Below are 13,479 nucleotides of genomic sequence, written 5' to 3'. Positions count from 1 at the left end.
CCCGGTCGGGATGGGCTTGCTTCCCCGAGAGGGACCCGGGCGACCCGGGTGGGGCGTGGGGGGAGGTGGGTCCCCTCAGTGGGAGGGGCCCGGGGGCAGGGGCAGGCGGTCCAGCCGGCGACGCAGTTGGAGGAGCCCCCAGAACATGCGGGCGGCGTCCAGGCCGGGGATGACCTTCGACCCGCCGAAGTCCTCCCAGTCGATGGGGACCTCGATGCAGCGGGCGCCCTGGCGCTTGAGCAGGGCCAACAGCTCCACGTCGAGCAGCCAGCGCTGCTCGCTCAGGACGCCCAGCAGCGGACGCAGCGCGGAGGCCCGGACGAGCTTCACGCCGCACTGTGTGTCGTAGAACCTCAGGTCGAACGTCAGGTCCGTCAGCGTGGCGAAGATGCGCCCTTGGAGGTGGCGGGCCAGGCTTCGCACCACGCGGCGGCCGGCCATGAGGATGCGCGAGCCCGCCAGCACGTCGACGTCGCCCGTCTCCGGTGACGTGGTCATCCGCACGAGCCGGAACAGCTCCTCCGCGTTGATGGCGCCGTCCGCGTCGAGGAAGGCGAGCCACTCGGACTCTGGGGTGGCCTGGCTCCAGCCCAGGCGGATGGCGGAGCCCTTGCCGCCGTTGCGGGGCGCGGCGACGTACGTGAAGCGGTGGGGAGAACCGGCTTCGGTGAACCGCGTCCCGGCGGCCTCGACGCAGGCGCGCTGGGCCGCCGCGTGCTCGGGGGCACTGCCGTCATCCACGACGAGGAACTCCACCGGCGGCGCGGGCTGCTTCAGGCCGACCTGGGTGAGGCGCTCCACGAAACGAGGCAGCCGCTGGCCTTCGTTGTACGCGGGGATGACGACGGTGACGGACGGAGATTCCACTCCCCTCGGTTTGAGCACGGTGGGTGGAGGCCGTCAAACGATGTCCTCGGGACGGCGCGCCGGGGGAGCGGCCCCGCTGTTTCCTCGGGGCCGGCTCCGTCGCAACCTCGCGCTTCGAAGGGAGGGCGTCAGGGCTCGGTGCGTTTCGGCCCAGCGCCTCCCACGATGCCTCGGGGGCGCTGGGAGGCCTTGCCGCACCTGCTCCTGTCGCGGCCCGTGAGCTTGCCCGCGCCATGAGGGGCGGTTCATCTGCACGGTGCGGCTCGCGGGCTTGCCGACGCCGTGGGTCGCTCGATTCGTCGCGCTGGAGCGTGGTGCGTCTCCGTCCAGCGCCCCCCTCGATGCCTCAACGCCGACGGGGACGCCGGGAGGCCTTGCCGCTTCTGCTCCCAGCGTGGCCCGTGGGCTTCCCGCCACCGTGAGGGGGGCGGTTCATCTTCCCGGCGCGGCCCGTGGCCTTGCCGGCGCCGTGGGGCTCTCGATTCGCCGCGCTGGCCGAAGTCGGCTGCGGGGCATTCGAGGATGCGGCGTTCGCGGCCACATCGGTCGGGGGCGTGCCTTTGTTCCCGGCCACAGGGCGCGGCTTGGCCTTGCCCGGGGTTCGAGCGTTCCGTGCGCCCGCCCCGCGGAGGGGTGAACCCTTGCTGCTCGTCGAGGGGCTCTTGGCGCTCGTTGGCGCATCCTGAGTCGGAGGCTGGGGCACCGAGGCGTCCTTGCGCTCGAGCCTGGTCGAGGAGGGCTCGGGACGCTGGGCGGGTTCCGGATGTGCCTGCGCGTTCTCCTTCTTCGCGGTGGTGGTCCGGGGCTTGGGGAGGACCAGGTCACCATCGGTGGCGGACGCGGGAGCGGTGGCCGCCCGAGAGATGACGAGCTCCTGTCGCGTGGTCGGCGTCTGCTGCCTCCGTGGCTCCTCCACGAGAGCGGGGGCGGACTGCCGTGCGCGGAGTTGCTCGACCTCGCGCCGCAGGCGGAGCACCTCGGCGGAGAGCTGCGCATAGGAGTCGCGCACGTGCCCGTTGAAGACGCGCTGTCGACCGAGCGCCTCGTTGATGAACACCTGGCACGTCTTGCGGAAGGCCCACTTGGCCACCACGACGAGCTGCCCCACGCCACCCCGATGGGTGTGCAGCGGCAGCGCGCGCGTGGCGTCCGAGTGCTCCTCGAGCGCGTGCAGGTTGAACGTCAGTGGCTCCACGCGGGGCTCCACGCCCTCTGCGGGGATCTCCACTGGCTCCGAGGTGGGGAGGCCGCGCGTGCGCAGGCGCTCCTCGATGCGGGCGATCAGCTCCCGCGCCGGAATGTCCCGTCCCAGCAGCTTCATCGACGCTTCTCCTCGAGGATGCGTTCCAGCTCTTCCTTGTACGTCGCCACCACCTGTGGCCAGCCCTGCTTCTTCACGTAGGCCAGCCCCTGCTTGCCCAGCGAGTCGCGGTGCTCGCCCACCTCGCGCAGCCCGGTGATGAACGAGTCCAGGTCCGTGTACGCCCGACCCGCGCCGCTGCGCGACACCTGACCCACCAGCACGTCCGAGCGCCCGTTCACGAGCACCGGCGTCGCCTGCGCGAACGCCTCCAACGTCAGCAACGAGAGGCTCTCGTAGCGCGAGGGCACCACCACCGCGAGGGCCCCCGCCAGCGCGTCGTGCTTGTCCTGCTCGGGGATGCGGCCCATGTAGCGCACACCTTCTCCCGACAGGTCCATGTGGGCATCACCCGCGAGCACCAGGTCCGGCGCGTCCGCGAAGCGCTGCTTCAGGGCCTGATGGTGCTGGAGCAGCTCCGGCACGCCCTTGCCCGGCTCCTGGCGCCCCACGTAGAGCAGGTAGGGCCGGTGCAGGCCGTGCTTCTCCTTGAATCGCGTGCCATCCGCCGCGGGCCGGTCCACGCCCACGCCCACCACGCGCGTGCGCGCATGGTTCGGGAAGTACTTCTCGATGATGGTCAGCTCCTCCGGCGTGAGGCACAGGAGCGCGCGCGGGCGCTCGAACACGTCGCGATACGCGTCGAACCGGATGGGGGCTTCGTCGTGCGTGGTGGGGACCAGCAGCGCCCGGTCCGCCACCAGGGGCAGTCCCCACACCGTGGGCGCGTAGAGGTACGTGAAGAACAGGTACCCGTCGTAGACGTCGCGCGTGGTGGCCAGGTGGCGCAGGAGTCCCGGGGACAGCGGGCCCTGCTCGGCGATCCACTGCTCCTCGCGGAGCCGCTCGTTGCTCCGGTCGAAGAGCTGTCGCGACAGGCCGTTGAAGCCACGGATGTTGCGCGAGCGCGTCACCGGGAAGCGCAGCACGTCCACGCCGCGCACCGTGTCCGGTCCCGCGGGGAAGACGTTCTCCCAGGACAGGTGGTTCTTCGCGCAGGTCGTCACCACCGTGATGTCCCAATGCGGCGTCAGGTGCTCGGCGACCTGCGCGGCCAGCATCTCCGCGCCTCCCGTCACCTCGCCGTAGCGCTGCACCACCACCGCGACCCGGGGGCGCTTGGGGGGACGCGGGGGATGGCGCGGACGCGGCGCGGGCGTGTCCTCCAGCGCGCGCTCCAGCGCCTGCTGCACCGACGCCGCGGAGAAGTGCGCGAGCCGCCGGCGCTGCCCCTCGAGGACGGGCTCGCGCAGCGACAGGTCCTCGCTCAGGTCCACCGCCAGCTCCGCGAGGAAGGCGAAGCGCTTCTGGTCGAACGCGACGCCCGCCCCACCCAACGTCTCGGGGACCGCCGCCGCCGCGTACGCCATCACCGGGACGTCCGCCGCCATGGCCTCGATGAGCGGGACGCCGAAGCCCTCGTGCTCGCTCATCGAGACGAAGACGGACGCGGAGCGGTACGCCGCCACCAACTGCGCATGGTTCAGTCGGCCGAGGAAGTTCACGCCCCCCAGCCCCTTCGCTTCGCGCTGGAGTGAGCGGAAGTAGCGGCTCCCCGGTTCGTAGCCGCCCACCATCAACAACCGGGCCTGGGGACGCAGCCGCAGCAGTTCACGGTGCAACGCGAGGAGGTCCTCGAAGCGCTTGTGTGGCATCACCCGGCTCACGCCGAGCAGGACCGGGCCAGGGCCCTCCAAGCGCCGCAGCAGCTTCGCGTCCGCGCGGTCCCCGCCGAAGCGCTCGGGCTCGATGAGCAGCGGCACCGTATGCACGTTGCGGTAGCCCGCCACGCGCAGCTCCGCGGCGTTGTAGTCCGACACTCCGATGGCCACGTCCACGAAGGGCGCCATCGCCGCCAACTGCGCGCGCCCGGCCACCAGCGCGTCCTCCAGTGGCAGGCCCTGGTAGAAGCGCGCGGGGCTGATGTTGTGGAACACGAGTCCGCGCCGGCAGGGCAGGTGCATCAGCCGGCTGCTCAGGGGCGAGGCGATGCCATGGTGGTACAGCACCAGGTCTCCCGGCTCCGGCTGGAGGGTCGCGGCGGGGCTGGCCAGGCCCTCCAGTCCCGGGCCCACCTCGTCGGCGTACAGCCCGCCCCAGTGGCCCATGCGGCGCAGGAGGAGCTGGAGGTGCAGCGCGGCCTGCCCGGTGGCGTCTCCGGGGACGAAGCTCGCTATCAACTGGTGGATCGCCATGCGCGGCCCTGCCTATCACACGGCCGTGCTATGAGGCGCACCGTGTCCACCGGCCCCATCGCTTTCGACGCGACACTCTGGGACGAGCCGACCACCGGCATCGGCCTCTATACCCGCTGTCTGGCCGGCGCCCTCGAGGCGCGCGGCGTGCGCCTGGAGAAGTTCGGGGCCCGCTCGAGCGGCGACCATCCGCGCGGTGACAGCGGGCGCACCTCCTGGACGCTCGCCCGGTTGCCCGCGCTGCTCCAACGCACCCGCCCGCCGCTGTACCACGCGCTCGGGAACTTCAACCTCCCGCTGACGCGCATCCCCGGCACGGCCTACGTGCTCACGGTGCTGGACCTCATCCCGCTGCTGATGCCGGAGACGGTGTCCGCGAAGTTCCGCTGGCAGTTCCGGCTCTGGCTGTCGCGCAGCCTGCTGCTGGCGGACCGGGTGGTGTGCATCAGCGAGCGCACGCGACAGGACCTGCTGGCGCGCTTCCCGGAAGCGGAGTCCCGCGCGGAGGTGGTGCCCATCGGCGTGGACCACGTCCACGCGCCGGTGCTCGACGCGACGAGCGAGGACTTCCTGCGCTCGCTGGCGCTGCCGAAGGAGTACGTCCTCTACGCGGGCTCGCTCGACGTGCGCAAGAACGTGGACCTGGTGCTGGACGCGGTGGAGCGGCTCCGCGCGCGCGGTCGCTCCGTGCCGCTGGTGCTCGCGGGGCAGAGCTGGTTCGGCTCCGGGCGCGTGGAGTCGCGCATCGCGCGGCTGCGCGCGGAGGGGCATGACATCCGCCCCCTCGGCTACCAGGCGGAGCCCGTGTTCTACGAGCTGATGCGCCGCGCGTCCGTGTTCGTGTTCCCCTCGCGCTACGAGGGCTTCGGTCTGCCGCCGTTGGAGGCCATGCGGCTGGGGACTCCCGCGGTCGTGTCGACGGCGGGCTCGCTGCCGGAGGTCTGTGGCGATGCCGCGCCCGCGGTGCGGCCGGACGACGCGGAGGGGCTGGCGGCGACGTTGGACCGGTTGATGCGCTCGCCGGAGGAGCGGCGCGCGCTGTCAGCGAAGGGCCGCGCGCGGGCCGGCGCGTTCACCTGGGAACGGACCGCGGAAGGAACACTGGCGATCTACGAGGCGGCGCTCCGACGCTGACCGCGGAGCCTGGCGCCGTGGGCGGGATGGGCCCGTCCGCGAAGCGCCTGGCGCTGCCCTGGAGGATGCGGATGCGGAAGCTCATCTGGAACGGTCTGGTGCTGGGCGGTCTCATCGTCGGCTGCGCGCACGACAAGGCGAAGCAGGAGCCCGTGGAGCCCGACGTGGCGGCGGAGAGCCCATCGGGCGGTGACGTGAAGCCGATTCCCTCGGGGCCCCCGGAGGAGGAGGCGGCGAAGCCCTCCGAGGTGCTGCCCCTGGTGGTGATGCCGAACCCCCAGCCCAAGGACGCCATCAACATCGAGGGCGCGAAGGTCCAGGGCAACGTGCTGGCGTTGAACGTCTCGCACGGCGGCGGCTGCGCCGAGCACACGTATACGTTGGGATGGGACGGTCAGTTCCAGAAGGGCGCGAACGGCACGCCCGTGGCGAACCTGGTGCTCATCCACGACGCCAACGGCGACCGGTGCAAGGCGATGAAGTTCGCGGAGCTGGGCTTCGACCTCTCGCCCGTCTCCGAGCGCCTGACCGCGCTCACGGGGAAGACGGGGGGCCAGGCGGTGCTGTCGTTGCCGGGCCTCTCCATCCCCGTGCAGTACGACTTCTGAACCCCGGAGGCACGTGAAGCTCCACGAGGCACAGGCGCTGCTGGAGGACTGCTTCGGCGGCGTGGAGGAGGGCGCGCCCCGGTTGCGCGAAGCCGAGGACGCGCGCTTCGCCTCGCGTCCCAGCGCGGTGTGGCTGGAGTACCGCTGGTACGTCCAGGCGCGGGGCATGGCCGAGGTGTTCCTCAAGTGGGAGCGCGTCCCGCCCGAGCAGCTCGCCACCGCCGAGGCCACGGTGCTGCGCGTCCACCTGCTGGGGGCGTCACCGGAGCTGTCCGAGCGCGGGCGGCGGATGCTGGTGGGCGGGCGCCCGTCCCCCGAGCGGCTGATGGGCCTGTTCGGCGACGACGGCGTGCGGCGCGAGTGTGTCGCCTTCGGGCGCACCGGCGTCACCCTGGAGCACTGGGAGCCCGCCGGGCCGCGTCCGCTGCTGGAGCCGGCGCGATTCGAGGCGCTGACCCAGGTCCTCGCGTCCTCGGACTCGACGCCGGAGGAGCGGCACGAGGCCGTCCAGCGGCTGGCGGAGGAGCGCAGCCCGCGCGTGGTGGACGCGCTGCTGGGGTTGCTCGAGCGCAAGTCGTCGCTGATGGCGCTGCGGGTGTTGTCCGAGTGGGGGGAGACGCGGGCGCGAGACGCGCTCCACCGCGCCCTGGCCACCGTCCACCCGGACAACGCCACGGACCTGTGGGCCCTCACCGCGCTGGACAGGCGCTTGAGTGCCTGGAAACGGCTGGCGCGCTAGCTACGCGGAGCTGACGCCCTCCTCGATGATGAGGTCGTCGCGCAGCCGCGTCAGCACCTTGCCGAGCAGGTTCTGGCCCCGCCACCTCGACGGGTCGTCGATGCGAGGGTCCTCCGCGGACAACCCCACGCCCCAGATGCGGTCGGTGGGACTGGCCTCCACCAACTGCGTCCCTCGCGTGGCGAGCAGCGTCTCCAGGAGCGACGCGTTCTGCGTGAACTTGGCGCGGTTGCCCTCGTAGACGATGCGCTCGCGCTCCCGCGTCCACACGGGGTCGGTGAAGCCGCGCACCTTGCGGCCCAGCGCCTTGTGCGTCTTGGGCGCGGTGGCCTGGAGGATGCTGGCCAGCACCTCCGCGTCACCGAACAGCCGCGCCTTGCCCGCCATCATGTACTGCTCCATGCAGCAGTACGCGACGCCCTCCACCACGAAGTGGCAGCGGTGCCATTGCGAGAACGGCGACTGCTCCCGCCAGAAGAACGTGAAACCACCCCGCGTCGTGTCCGTCATGTCCCTGCTCCTGGCTTGGTGTGTGTCAGACACTAACGGCCGCCGGGGGTGGACCTGACAGCGGGGTGGGGAGGGGGCACGAAGCCCCCCCATTCCTCACCCCTGGGGCCTGGTGGCCGAGGGGACCTTGGGGCCGAGCACGTCGCGCAGGGCGTCCGTCACCGTCAGCTTCGGCTCCCAGCCCAGGGCCCGCAGCTTGTCGGGAGCGCCGACGAGGCTGGGGATGTCCGAGGGGCGCAGCCGGGCCGGGTCCAGCTCGATGCGGGCGTCGACTCCCGCCAGCGTCAGCATCTCCTCCAGCAGGCTGCGGATGGTGCGGCCGTGGCCGCTGCAGATGTTGTACGCCTGCCCGGGCTCGCCCTTCACGAGCAGCAGCCGGTAGGCGTCCACCACGTCGCGCACGTGGGAGAAGTCGCGCACGGCCTCCAGGTTGCCGGTGCGCAGCACCGGGTCCACCGTGCCCAGGCCGATGGCGCGAATCTGCGACGCGAAGGAGGGGACGACGAACGTCGGGTCCTGCCCCGCGCCCAGGTGGTTGAAGGGCCGGGCCATCATCACCTCCAGCCCGTAGCTGCGGTGGAACTGCACGCCGGCCAGCTCCGCCGCGGACTTGGACGCCGCATAGGGGCTGAGGGGGATGGCGGGGGTGTCCTCGGTGGCGCGCGTGCCCTCGGGCACCGGGCCGTAGACCTCGCCGGAGCCGACGAGGACCACGCGGGCCTTGGGCGTGTTCTCCCGCAGCGCGGTGAGCAGGTGCACCACGCCCATCGTGTTCACCGCGAACACGCGGGCGGGGTTGTGGTGGCTCTTGGCCACGGAGCTGAAGCCCGCCAGGTGGATGACCCCCTCGGGCTTCGCCTCCGCCACGGCGGCCTTCACCGCCGCCTCGTTGGCCACGTCGAAGTGCAGGGCGCTGCTGCTCACCCCCTCGCCGCGAGGCCCATGCGCCTCCACCACCTCATCGCCGGCGGCGCGCAACAGCGCGCACAGATGCCTGCCGACGAACCCATCCGCTCCCGTGACGAGAATCCGCATCTACCGCTGCCCTGCCTTCACGCGCTCCAGGTCCGCGTCCACCATCATCTCCACCAGCTGCTTGAAGCGCACCTTCGGCTCCCAGCCCAGCTTCTTCTTGGCCTTCGCCGGATCTCCGATGAGCAGGTCCACCTCGGCGGGGCGCACGAACGCCGGGTCGATGTAGACGTGCTTCTGCCAGTCCAGGCCCACGCGCCCGAAGGCGATCTCCACCAGCTCCTTCACCGTGTGCGTCTCGTTGGTGGCCACCACGTAGTCCTCGGCCTGGGGCTGCTGCAGCATCAGCCACATGGCCTCGACGTAGTCACCCGCGAAGCCCCAGTCGCGCTTGGCGTCCAGGTTGCCCATGGGCAGCTTCTCCTGGAGGCCCAGCTTGATGCGGGCCACGTTGTACGTGACCTTGCGCGTGACGAACTCCAGGCCACGGCGCGGGGACTCGTGGTTGAAGAGGATGCCGCTCACCGCGAACAGGCCGAACGACTCGCGGTAGTTCACCGTGATGTGGTGGCCGTACGCCTTGGCCACGCCGTACGGGCTGCGCGGGTAGAAGGGCGTGTCCTCCGTCTGCGGGACCTCCAGCACCTTGCCGAACATCTCGCTCGAGGACGCCTGGTAGAAGCGCACCTGCGGGCGGGTGTGGCGGATGGCCTCCAGCATCTTCGTCACGCCCAGCGCGGTGAACTCGCCGGTGAGCACCGGCTGGTTCCAGCTGGTGGGCACGAAGGACTGCGCCGCGAGGTTGTAGACCTCGTCGGGCTTGACCAGGTTCAGCAGCGACGCCAGCGAGAACTGGTCGAGCAGGTCACCCTGGTGCAGTTGGATCTTCCCGTGCAGGTGCTGGATGCGCTCGAACTTCTCTTCCGACGAGCGGCGAACCATGCCGTGCACTTCATAACCCTTCGAAAGGAGCAGCTCCGCGAGATAGCTGCCGTCCTGTCCCGTGATGCCCGTGATGAGTGCGCGCTTGGTCGCCATGGTCGTTTTCTGTGTTGGCTGGAGGACGCACTTTGTACCCGACGCAGTTGCCCGGAGCCAACCGTTCCCACCGGCTTTGTACTTGAAAGGCACACCTCCCGTGACAAGTTAGGACGCACCCACACCTGTCCGGAGCCCGGTCATGCGCAACCCACTCTCCTTCGTCCTGACAGCCTTGATGCTGGGGCCGGCCGCCATGGCCCAACCCGTGGATGTGAAACCCACGTTGGAGTCCAACCCGGGCCCCACCGCCGTCAGCGGTTCCGTCCAGGACGTGGCCCTGTGGGTCGGCCCGGGTGACGCCGGCACCAGCCTCCTCATCACCGCGTATGGGAATGCGGGGCTCATCACCTATGGAGCGGACGGGCAGCCTCTCGAGACGGAGCTGACCGATGGGCCCACCTTCGCCGTCACGGTGCGGGATGGGTTTCCGTTGGATGGGGTCAATCGGACACTGGCCGTGAGCGCCAACTTCAACTTCAACGGGTTGGCGGCCTACCTGGTGGATGCGCGGGCCAATGACAAGCTCACGCGCGTGGGCCCCGCGGGCATCTTCAACGGGCTCCAGTTCTCGAGCGTCGCCCTCTATCGCGACGCGACGACGGGCGTGTTCTACGTGTTCGCAGCCACGGACGGCGGCACCGTCAATCAGTTCACGCTCAGCGGCGCCGACGGTGGGGTGGGGACCACCCTGGCCCGGACGCTCACGGTGCCCGGAGGCGTCTCCGGTCTGGCGGTGGACGAGGACTCGGGGAGCCTGTTCGTCATCGAGAAGGGCACGGCCATCTGGCGCTATGGCGCGGCGCGCGACGCCTCGACGACCACCCGGACGCAGGTGGCCTTGCTGGGTGGCTCCGGGCCGTTGTCGGCGAACGTCAACCGGCTGGCGCTGTACCGCTCGGGCACCCGCGACGGCTACCTGCTGGCGGCGGACACCAGCGCGGGGACGTTCGCCGTCATCGACCGCGCGACGTTCGCGTTCGTGGGCACGTTCCGTCTCGTCGCCAACGATGGCATCGACTCCATCGCCGCGAACGCGGCGCGTGGCGTGGCCGTGACGTCACTGCCGGTGGGGGGCGCGTTCCCCAGCGGCCTCTTCGTCGGCCTGGACAGCGACAACGGCGACGGCGTGGGCAACCTCAAGCTGGTGCCCTGGGCCTCCGTGGCCAACGCCTTCACCCCGGCGCTCATCATCGACGCGCAGCCGACGGATGGCGGCACGGACGGTGGGACCGATGGGGGGACGGACGGTGGCGCCGATGCCGGCAGGGACGGGGGCGGGGGCGGGGGGAGCAGTGGCGGCCCGTCGGGAGGCAGCGACTTCCCTGTCGACTACGACACCTCGAGCTGCGCGTGTGGGGCCGCGTCGGTGCCCGGCAGCGTGCTCCTCGGCCTGCTGACCCTGGGGCTGGTGGGGCGTCGTCGCCGCGACCGTTGATGCGCGTTGCCAGGGCGCCCGGGGCGCGGTGAAGTGCGGCCGCGCATGCGTCCCTCGCACCCACTGCTCCTCGCGCTCGCGGCCTGTTCCGTCGCCTGCGCCACTCCGCCTGTCGCCGCGCCCGCGCCGGTCGACGCCTCCGCCCCGGTGCGGCTCACCCTGGTCGGCATCAACGACTTCCACGGCCACGTGGAGCCGCACCGGACGCGCTTCGGGGATGGCCAGGTGCTGGAGGAGGGAGGCGCCGCGACGCTCTCCGCCTACGTGCAGGCGCTGCGCGAGGACAACCCGGGTGGGGTGCTGCTGCTGGATGGCGGAGACCTCTTCCAGGGGACGTTGGCCTCCAACCTGACGGAGGGCGCCATCGTCGTCGACGTGTACAACCACCTGGGGTTCACCGCGGCGGCCGTGGGCAACCACGAGTTCGACTACGGCCCGGTGGGGCCCGCGCCCATGGCCTCGGGTTCGGGGGAGGATCCGCTCGGCGCGCTCAAGGCGCGCGTGCGCCAGGCCCGCTTCCCGTTCCTGTCCGCCAACCTCCGGGACGCCGCCACCGGGAAGGTCCCGGAGTGGCTGGGGAACGACGGGACGCACCTGGTCACCGTGAAGGGGGTTCGCGTGGGCGTGCTCGGGCTCTCCACGGAGTCCACCCCGAGCGTCACCAACCCCGCGAACGTGGAGTCGCTGCGCTTCGCGCCGCTGGCCTCCTCCGCGTCGGAGGCCGCCCGCTCCCTGCGCGAGCGAGGCGCGGACGTGGTGGTGGCCGTCGCGCACGCGGGGGGCAAGTGCGCGGACCTGAAGGACCCGCGCGACACGTCCAGTTGCGAGCGCGGGGGTGACGCCGAAATCATCGACATGCTGGAGAAGCTCCCCCCGGGCACGCTCGACGCGGTGGTGGCGGGGCACACCCACCAGACGATGGGCCACTTCATCGCGGGGGTGCCCGTCATCGAGACGACCGGACTGGCGCGCTCCGTGGGCGTGGTGGAGCTGTTCGTGGACCCCGTCCGACGTCGGGTGGACCCGTCACTCACGCGCATCCAGGCCGCCATCCCGCTGTGCACGCAGGTGGAGGCGGCCTCCGGTGCCTGTGACGGGCGCAAGGTGGTCTCCCGCGAGAAGGGGACCCTGGTGCCGGCGGAGTTCCTGGGCCGGCGGCTCGTCCAGGACGCGGCCGTCCAGGCCCTGCTCGCGCCGACGCTGGCGCAGGTGGAGGCCACCCAGGGGCGCGCGTCGGGCGTGGCGTGCTCGGCGCCGCTGTCGCGCGGGTACACGGAGGAGGGCGCCCTGGGCAACGTCATCGCGGACGCGCTGCGCGAGGCCGCTGGCGCGGACGTGGCGGTGATGAACCCCGGGGGCATCCGCGCCGACCTGCCGGGGGGGCCGCTGTCCTTCGGGCACGTCTACCAGGCGCTCCCCTTCGACAACACCGTGGCGCTGCTCACGCTCACCGGCGACGAGCTGCGGCGGCTCCTGGAGCTGGCCCACTCGTGGGACAGGGGCATGGTGTTCGCCGTCTCCGGCCTGGAGCTGACGCTGGCCCGCTGCCCGGGGCCCACGCGCCTGCGGGCGGTGACGCTGACCGGCGGCATCCCGCTGGAGCCCACCCGGAGCTACCGCGTGGCCCTGCCGGACTTCCTGGCCCGGGGTGGGGATGGCCTGGACGGGGTGACGCGTCCGCTCCCCCCCGAGCGGACGGTGCTGGCCCCGGTCCGGGGAATGGACCTGCGCCAGGCGTTGATCGCCTACGGGCAGTCCCACGGCGGCGTCCTCCCCGCGCCGTCCGTGGGGCGCGTGCGCTACAGCGGTGTCGCGACGACGTGTCCCACCGCCTCCCGGTGAGGCGCGTCCCGGCCGAAAATTCGCCTCGGAGCTGATCCGCTGATGCTGGACGGGGGGAGCCAACCCTCGGAAAGATCAGCGGAAACGCGCCGGGGCCGATTTTTCGGCCTGGGATCAGTTTTCAACGGAGGGAAGAGTCCTTACTCTAGGGTACGCGAGTGCCCGTGCCGAGGTGGCCCCAGTCTGGACTGCGAGCATGGGTACCCGAGAGCGGGAGGGACCGACATGCTCTACAAAGTGACCCCGATGATGACGCCGCCGCCGGAGAAGGCGAAGCCGCGTGAACCGGGGCAGGCCCAGCCGCGCAAGCGGCGCAAGTCCGCCGTCTACGACGCGGATGGCCACGAAGTGCTCATCTCGCTGATGTGCATCAAGTGCCGCACGCTCAAGCCGCTGGCCCAGTTCGGCCTGCGGAAGATGGCGGACGGCGCCATCCGGAACCAGCCGTGGTGCCGCACCTGCCGCTCGGGCGCGGGCACCAAGAAGCCCAAGGCCGGCAAGGAGTCCGCCGCGGGCTCCGACGAGGGCGGGAGCCCCGTCCTCCAGGTCGTCGAAGGGGCTTCGGAGACGAAGGCCTCCGCCGCGCCCTCCGCTCCGGTTCCTCCCTCCGCCGCGAGGGGCTGAAGTCGCCATTCCCCGCGTCGTGTCCGCGAGGACGGTGTGAAGCCGCCGTCCCGACGAGGCATGTCCGCCCGCGCGAGCTGGACTCGGCGCGGGCCCCTGGGCCACCCGCTCGACGTCACCCCATCCGACGTCGAGGGGCTCCGCCACGTCCG

At 71.6% G+C, this 13,479-nt stretch carries 12 protein-coding genes; 6 read left to right on the top strand and 6 right to left on the bottom strand.

Going from position 1 to position 13,479, the window contains the following annotated elements:
- Window positions 1–75: 75 nt before the first annotated feature.
- The 3 genes from LZ198_RS07555 to LZ198_RS07545 form a co-directional block, all read right to left on the bottom strand.
- Window positions 76–867, bottom strand: coding sequence for a glycosyltransferase (locus LZ198_RS07555; protein ID WP_253971206.1), 792 nt, complete (start codon window positions 865–867; stop codon window positions 76–78).
- Window positions 868–1,213: 346 nt separating this feature from the next.
- Window positions 1,214–2,188, bottom strand: coding sequence for a hypothetical protein (locus tag LZ198_RS07550; protein WP_253971205.1), 975 nt, complete (start codon window positions 2,186–2,188; stop codon window positions 1,214–1,216).
- Window positions 2,185–4,422 carry a glycosyltransferase family 4 protein gene (locus tag LZ198_RS07545; protein WP_253971204.1) on the bottom strand — a complete coding sequence of 746 codons (2,238 nt, stop codon included), beginning with the start codon at window positions 4,420–4,422 and terminating at the stop codon, window positions 2,185–2,187. The genes LZ198_RS07550 and LZ198_RS07545 overlap by 4 nt, the downstream gene beginning before the upstream one ends.
- A gap of 42 nt (window positions 4,423–4,464) precedes the next feature.
- On the opposite strand from LZ198_RS07545, the gene LZ198_RS07540 reads away from it, so the two are divergent.
- The 3 genes from LZ198_RS07540 (at window position 4,465) to LZ198_RS07530 (ending at window position 6,903) form a co-directional block, all read left to right on the top strand.
- Window positions 4,465–5,556: a glycosyltransferase family 4 protein gene (locus tag LZ198_RS07540; protein ID WP_253971203.1), complete on the top strand. Its 1,092-nt coding sequence runs from the start codon at window positions 4,465–4,467 to the stop codon at window positions 5,554–5,556.
- Between the two features lie 71 nt (window positions 5,557–5,627).
- On the top strand, window positions 5,628–6,164 hold the full coding sequence (locus LZ198_RS07535; protein ID WP_253971202.1) for a hypothetical protein: 537 nt from the start codon (window positions 5,628–5,630) through the stop codon (window positions 6,162–6,164).
- A gap of 13 nt (window positions 6,165–6,177) precedes the next feature.
- Window positions 6,178–6,903: a hypothetical protein gene (locus LZ198_RS07530; RefSeq protein ID WP_253971201.1), complete on the top strand. Its 726-nt coding sequence runs from the start codon at window positions 6,178–6,180 to the stop codon at window positions 6,901–6,903.
- Here the strand turns inward: LZ198_RS07530 and LZ198_RS07525 are convergent, their stop codons facing one another.
- The 3 genes from LZ198_RS07525 to gmd all read right to left on the bottom strand — a co-directional run bounded on the left by LZ198_RS07525 (window position 6,904) and on the right by gmd (window position 9,423).
- Window positions 6,904–7,413 carry an NADAR family protein gene (locus LZ198_RS07525; protein ID WP_253971200.1) on the bottom strand — a complete coding sequence of 170 codons (510 nt, stop codon included), beginning with the start codon at window positions 7,411–7,413 and terminating at the stop codon, window positions 6,904–6,906.
- Window positions 7,414–7,509: 96 nt separating this feature from the next.
- Entirely contained in the window at window positions 7,510–8,448 is a 939-nt protein-coding gene (locus LZ198_RS07520; RefSeq protein ID WP_253971199.1) for a GDP-mannose 4,6-dehydratase, read from the bottom strand.
- Window positions 8,449–9,423 carry a GDP-mannose 4,6-dehydratase gene (gene gmd, locus LZ198_RS07515; RefSeq protein WP_253971198.1) on the bottom strand — a complete coding sequence of 325 codons (975 nt, stop codon included), beginning with the start codon at window positions 9,421–9,423 and terminating at the stop codon, window positions 8,449–8,451.
- Window positions 9,424–9,565: 142 nt separating this feature from the next.
- Between gmd and LZ198_RS07510 the strand changes: the two genes are divergently transcribed.
- From LZ198_RS07510 to LZ198_RS07500, 3 genes are all read left to right on the top strand, one after another.
- The gene (locus LZ198_RS07510) at window positions 9,566–10,861 is read left to right on the top strand and encodes a myxosortase-dependent phytase-like phosphatase (protein ID WP_256559344.1); all 1,296 of its coding nucleotides are present in this window, start codon (window positions 9,566–9,568) and stop codon (window positions 10,859–10,861) included.
- Between the two features lie 45 nt (window positions 10,862–10,906).
- Window positions 10,907–12,703, top strand: a complete 1,797-nt coding sequence (locus tag LZ198_RS07505; RefSeq protein ID WP_253971197.1) for a bifunctional metallophosphatase/5'-nucleotidase — start codon at window positions 10,907–10,909, stop codon at window positions 12,701–12,703.
- A gap of 225 nt (window positions 12,704–12,928) precedes the next feature.
- Complete coding sequence (locus tag LZ198_RS07500; RefSeq protein ID WP_253971196.1) at window positions 12,929–13,327, top strand: hypothetical protein; 399 nt, start codon at window positions 12,929–12,931, stop codon at window positions 13,325–13,327.
- Window positions 13,328–13,479 lie beyond the last annotated feature (152 nt).

It is taken from the genome of Myxococcus dinghuensis (assembly GCF_024198235.1).
GTDB classification, from domain to species: domain Bacteria; phylum Myxococcota; class Myxococcia; order Myxococcales; family Myxococcaceae; genus Myxococcus; species Myxococcus dinghuensis.
The sequence above is the reverse complement of the archived record's forward strand: the minus strand, read 5'-3'. Positions and strand labels throughout refer to the sequence as shown.

What these genes read in the sequence shown, in the direction of transcription:
- LZ198_RS07545 (WP_253971204.1), bottom strand. Translation starts at nt 4,422, where the DNA reads ATGGCGATCCACCAGTTGATAGCGAGCTTCGTCCCCGGAGACGCCACC.
- LZ198_RS07505 (WP_253971197.1), top strand. Translation starts at nt 10,907, where the DNA reads ATGCGTCCCTCGCACCCACTGCTCCTCGCGCTCGCGGCCTGTTCCGTC.
- LZ198_RS07520 (WP_253971199.1), bottom strand. Translation starts at nt 8,448, where the DNA reads ATGCGGATTCTCGTCACGGGAGCGGATGGGTTCGTCGGCAGGCATCTG.
- LZ198_RS07535 (WP_253971202.1), top strand. Translation starts at nt 5,628, where the DNA reads ATGCGGAAGCTCATCTGGAACGGTCTGGTGCTGGGCGGTCTCATCGTC.
- gmd (WP_253971198.1), bottom strand. Translation starts at nt 9,423, where the DNA reads ATGGCGACCAAGCGCGCACTCATCACGGGCATCACGGGACAGGACGGC.
- LZ198_RS07550 (WP_253971205.1), bottom strand. Translation starts at nt 2,188, where the DNA reads ATGAAGCTGCTGGGACGGGACATTCCGGCGCGGGAGCTGATCGCCCGC.
- LZ198_RS07510 (WP_256559344.1), top strand. Translation starts at nt 9,566, where the DNA reads ATGCGCAACCCACTCTCCTTCGTCCTGACAGCCTTGATGCTGGGGCCG.
- LZ198_RS07500 (WP_253971196.1), top strand. Translation starts at nt 12,929, where the DNA reads ATGCTCTACAAAGTGACCCCGATGATGACGCCGCCGCCGGAGAAGGCG.
- LZ198_RS07525 (WP_253971200.1), bottom strand. Translation starts at nt 7,413, where the DNA reads ATGACGGACACGACGCGGGGTGGTTTCACGTTCTTCTGGCGGGAGCAG.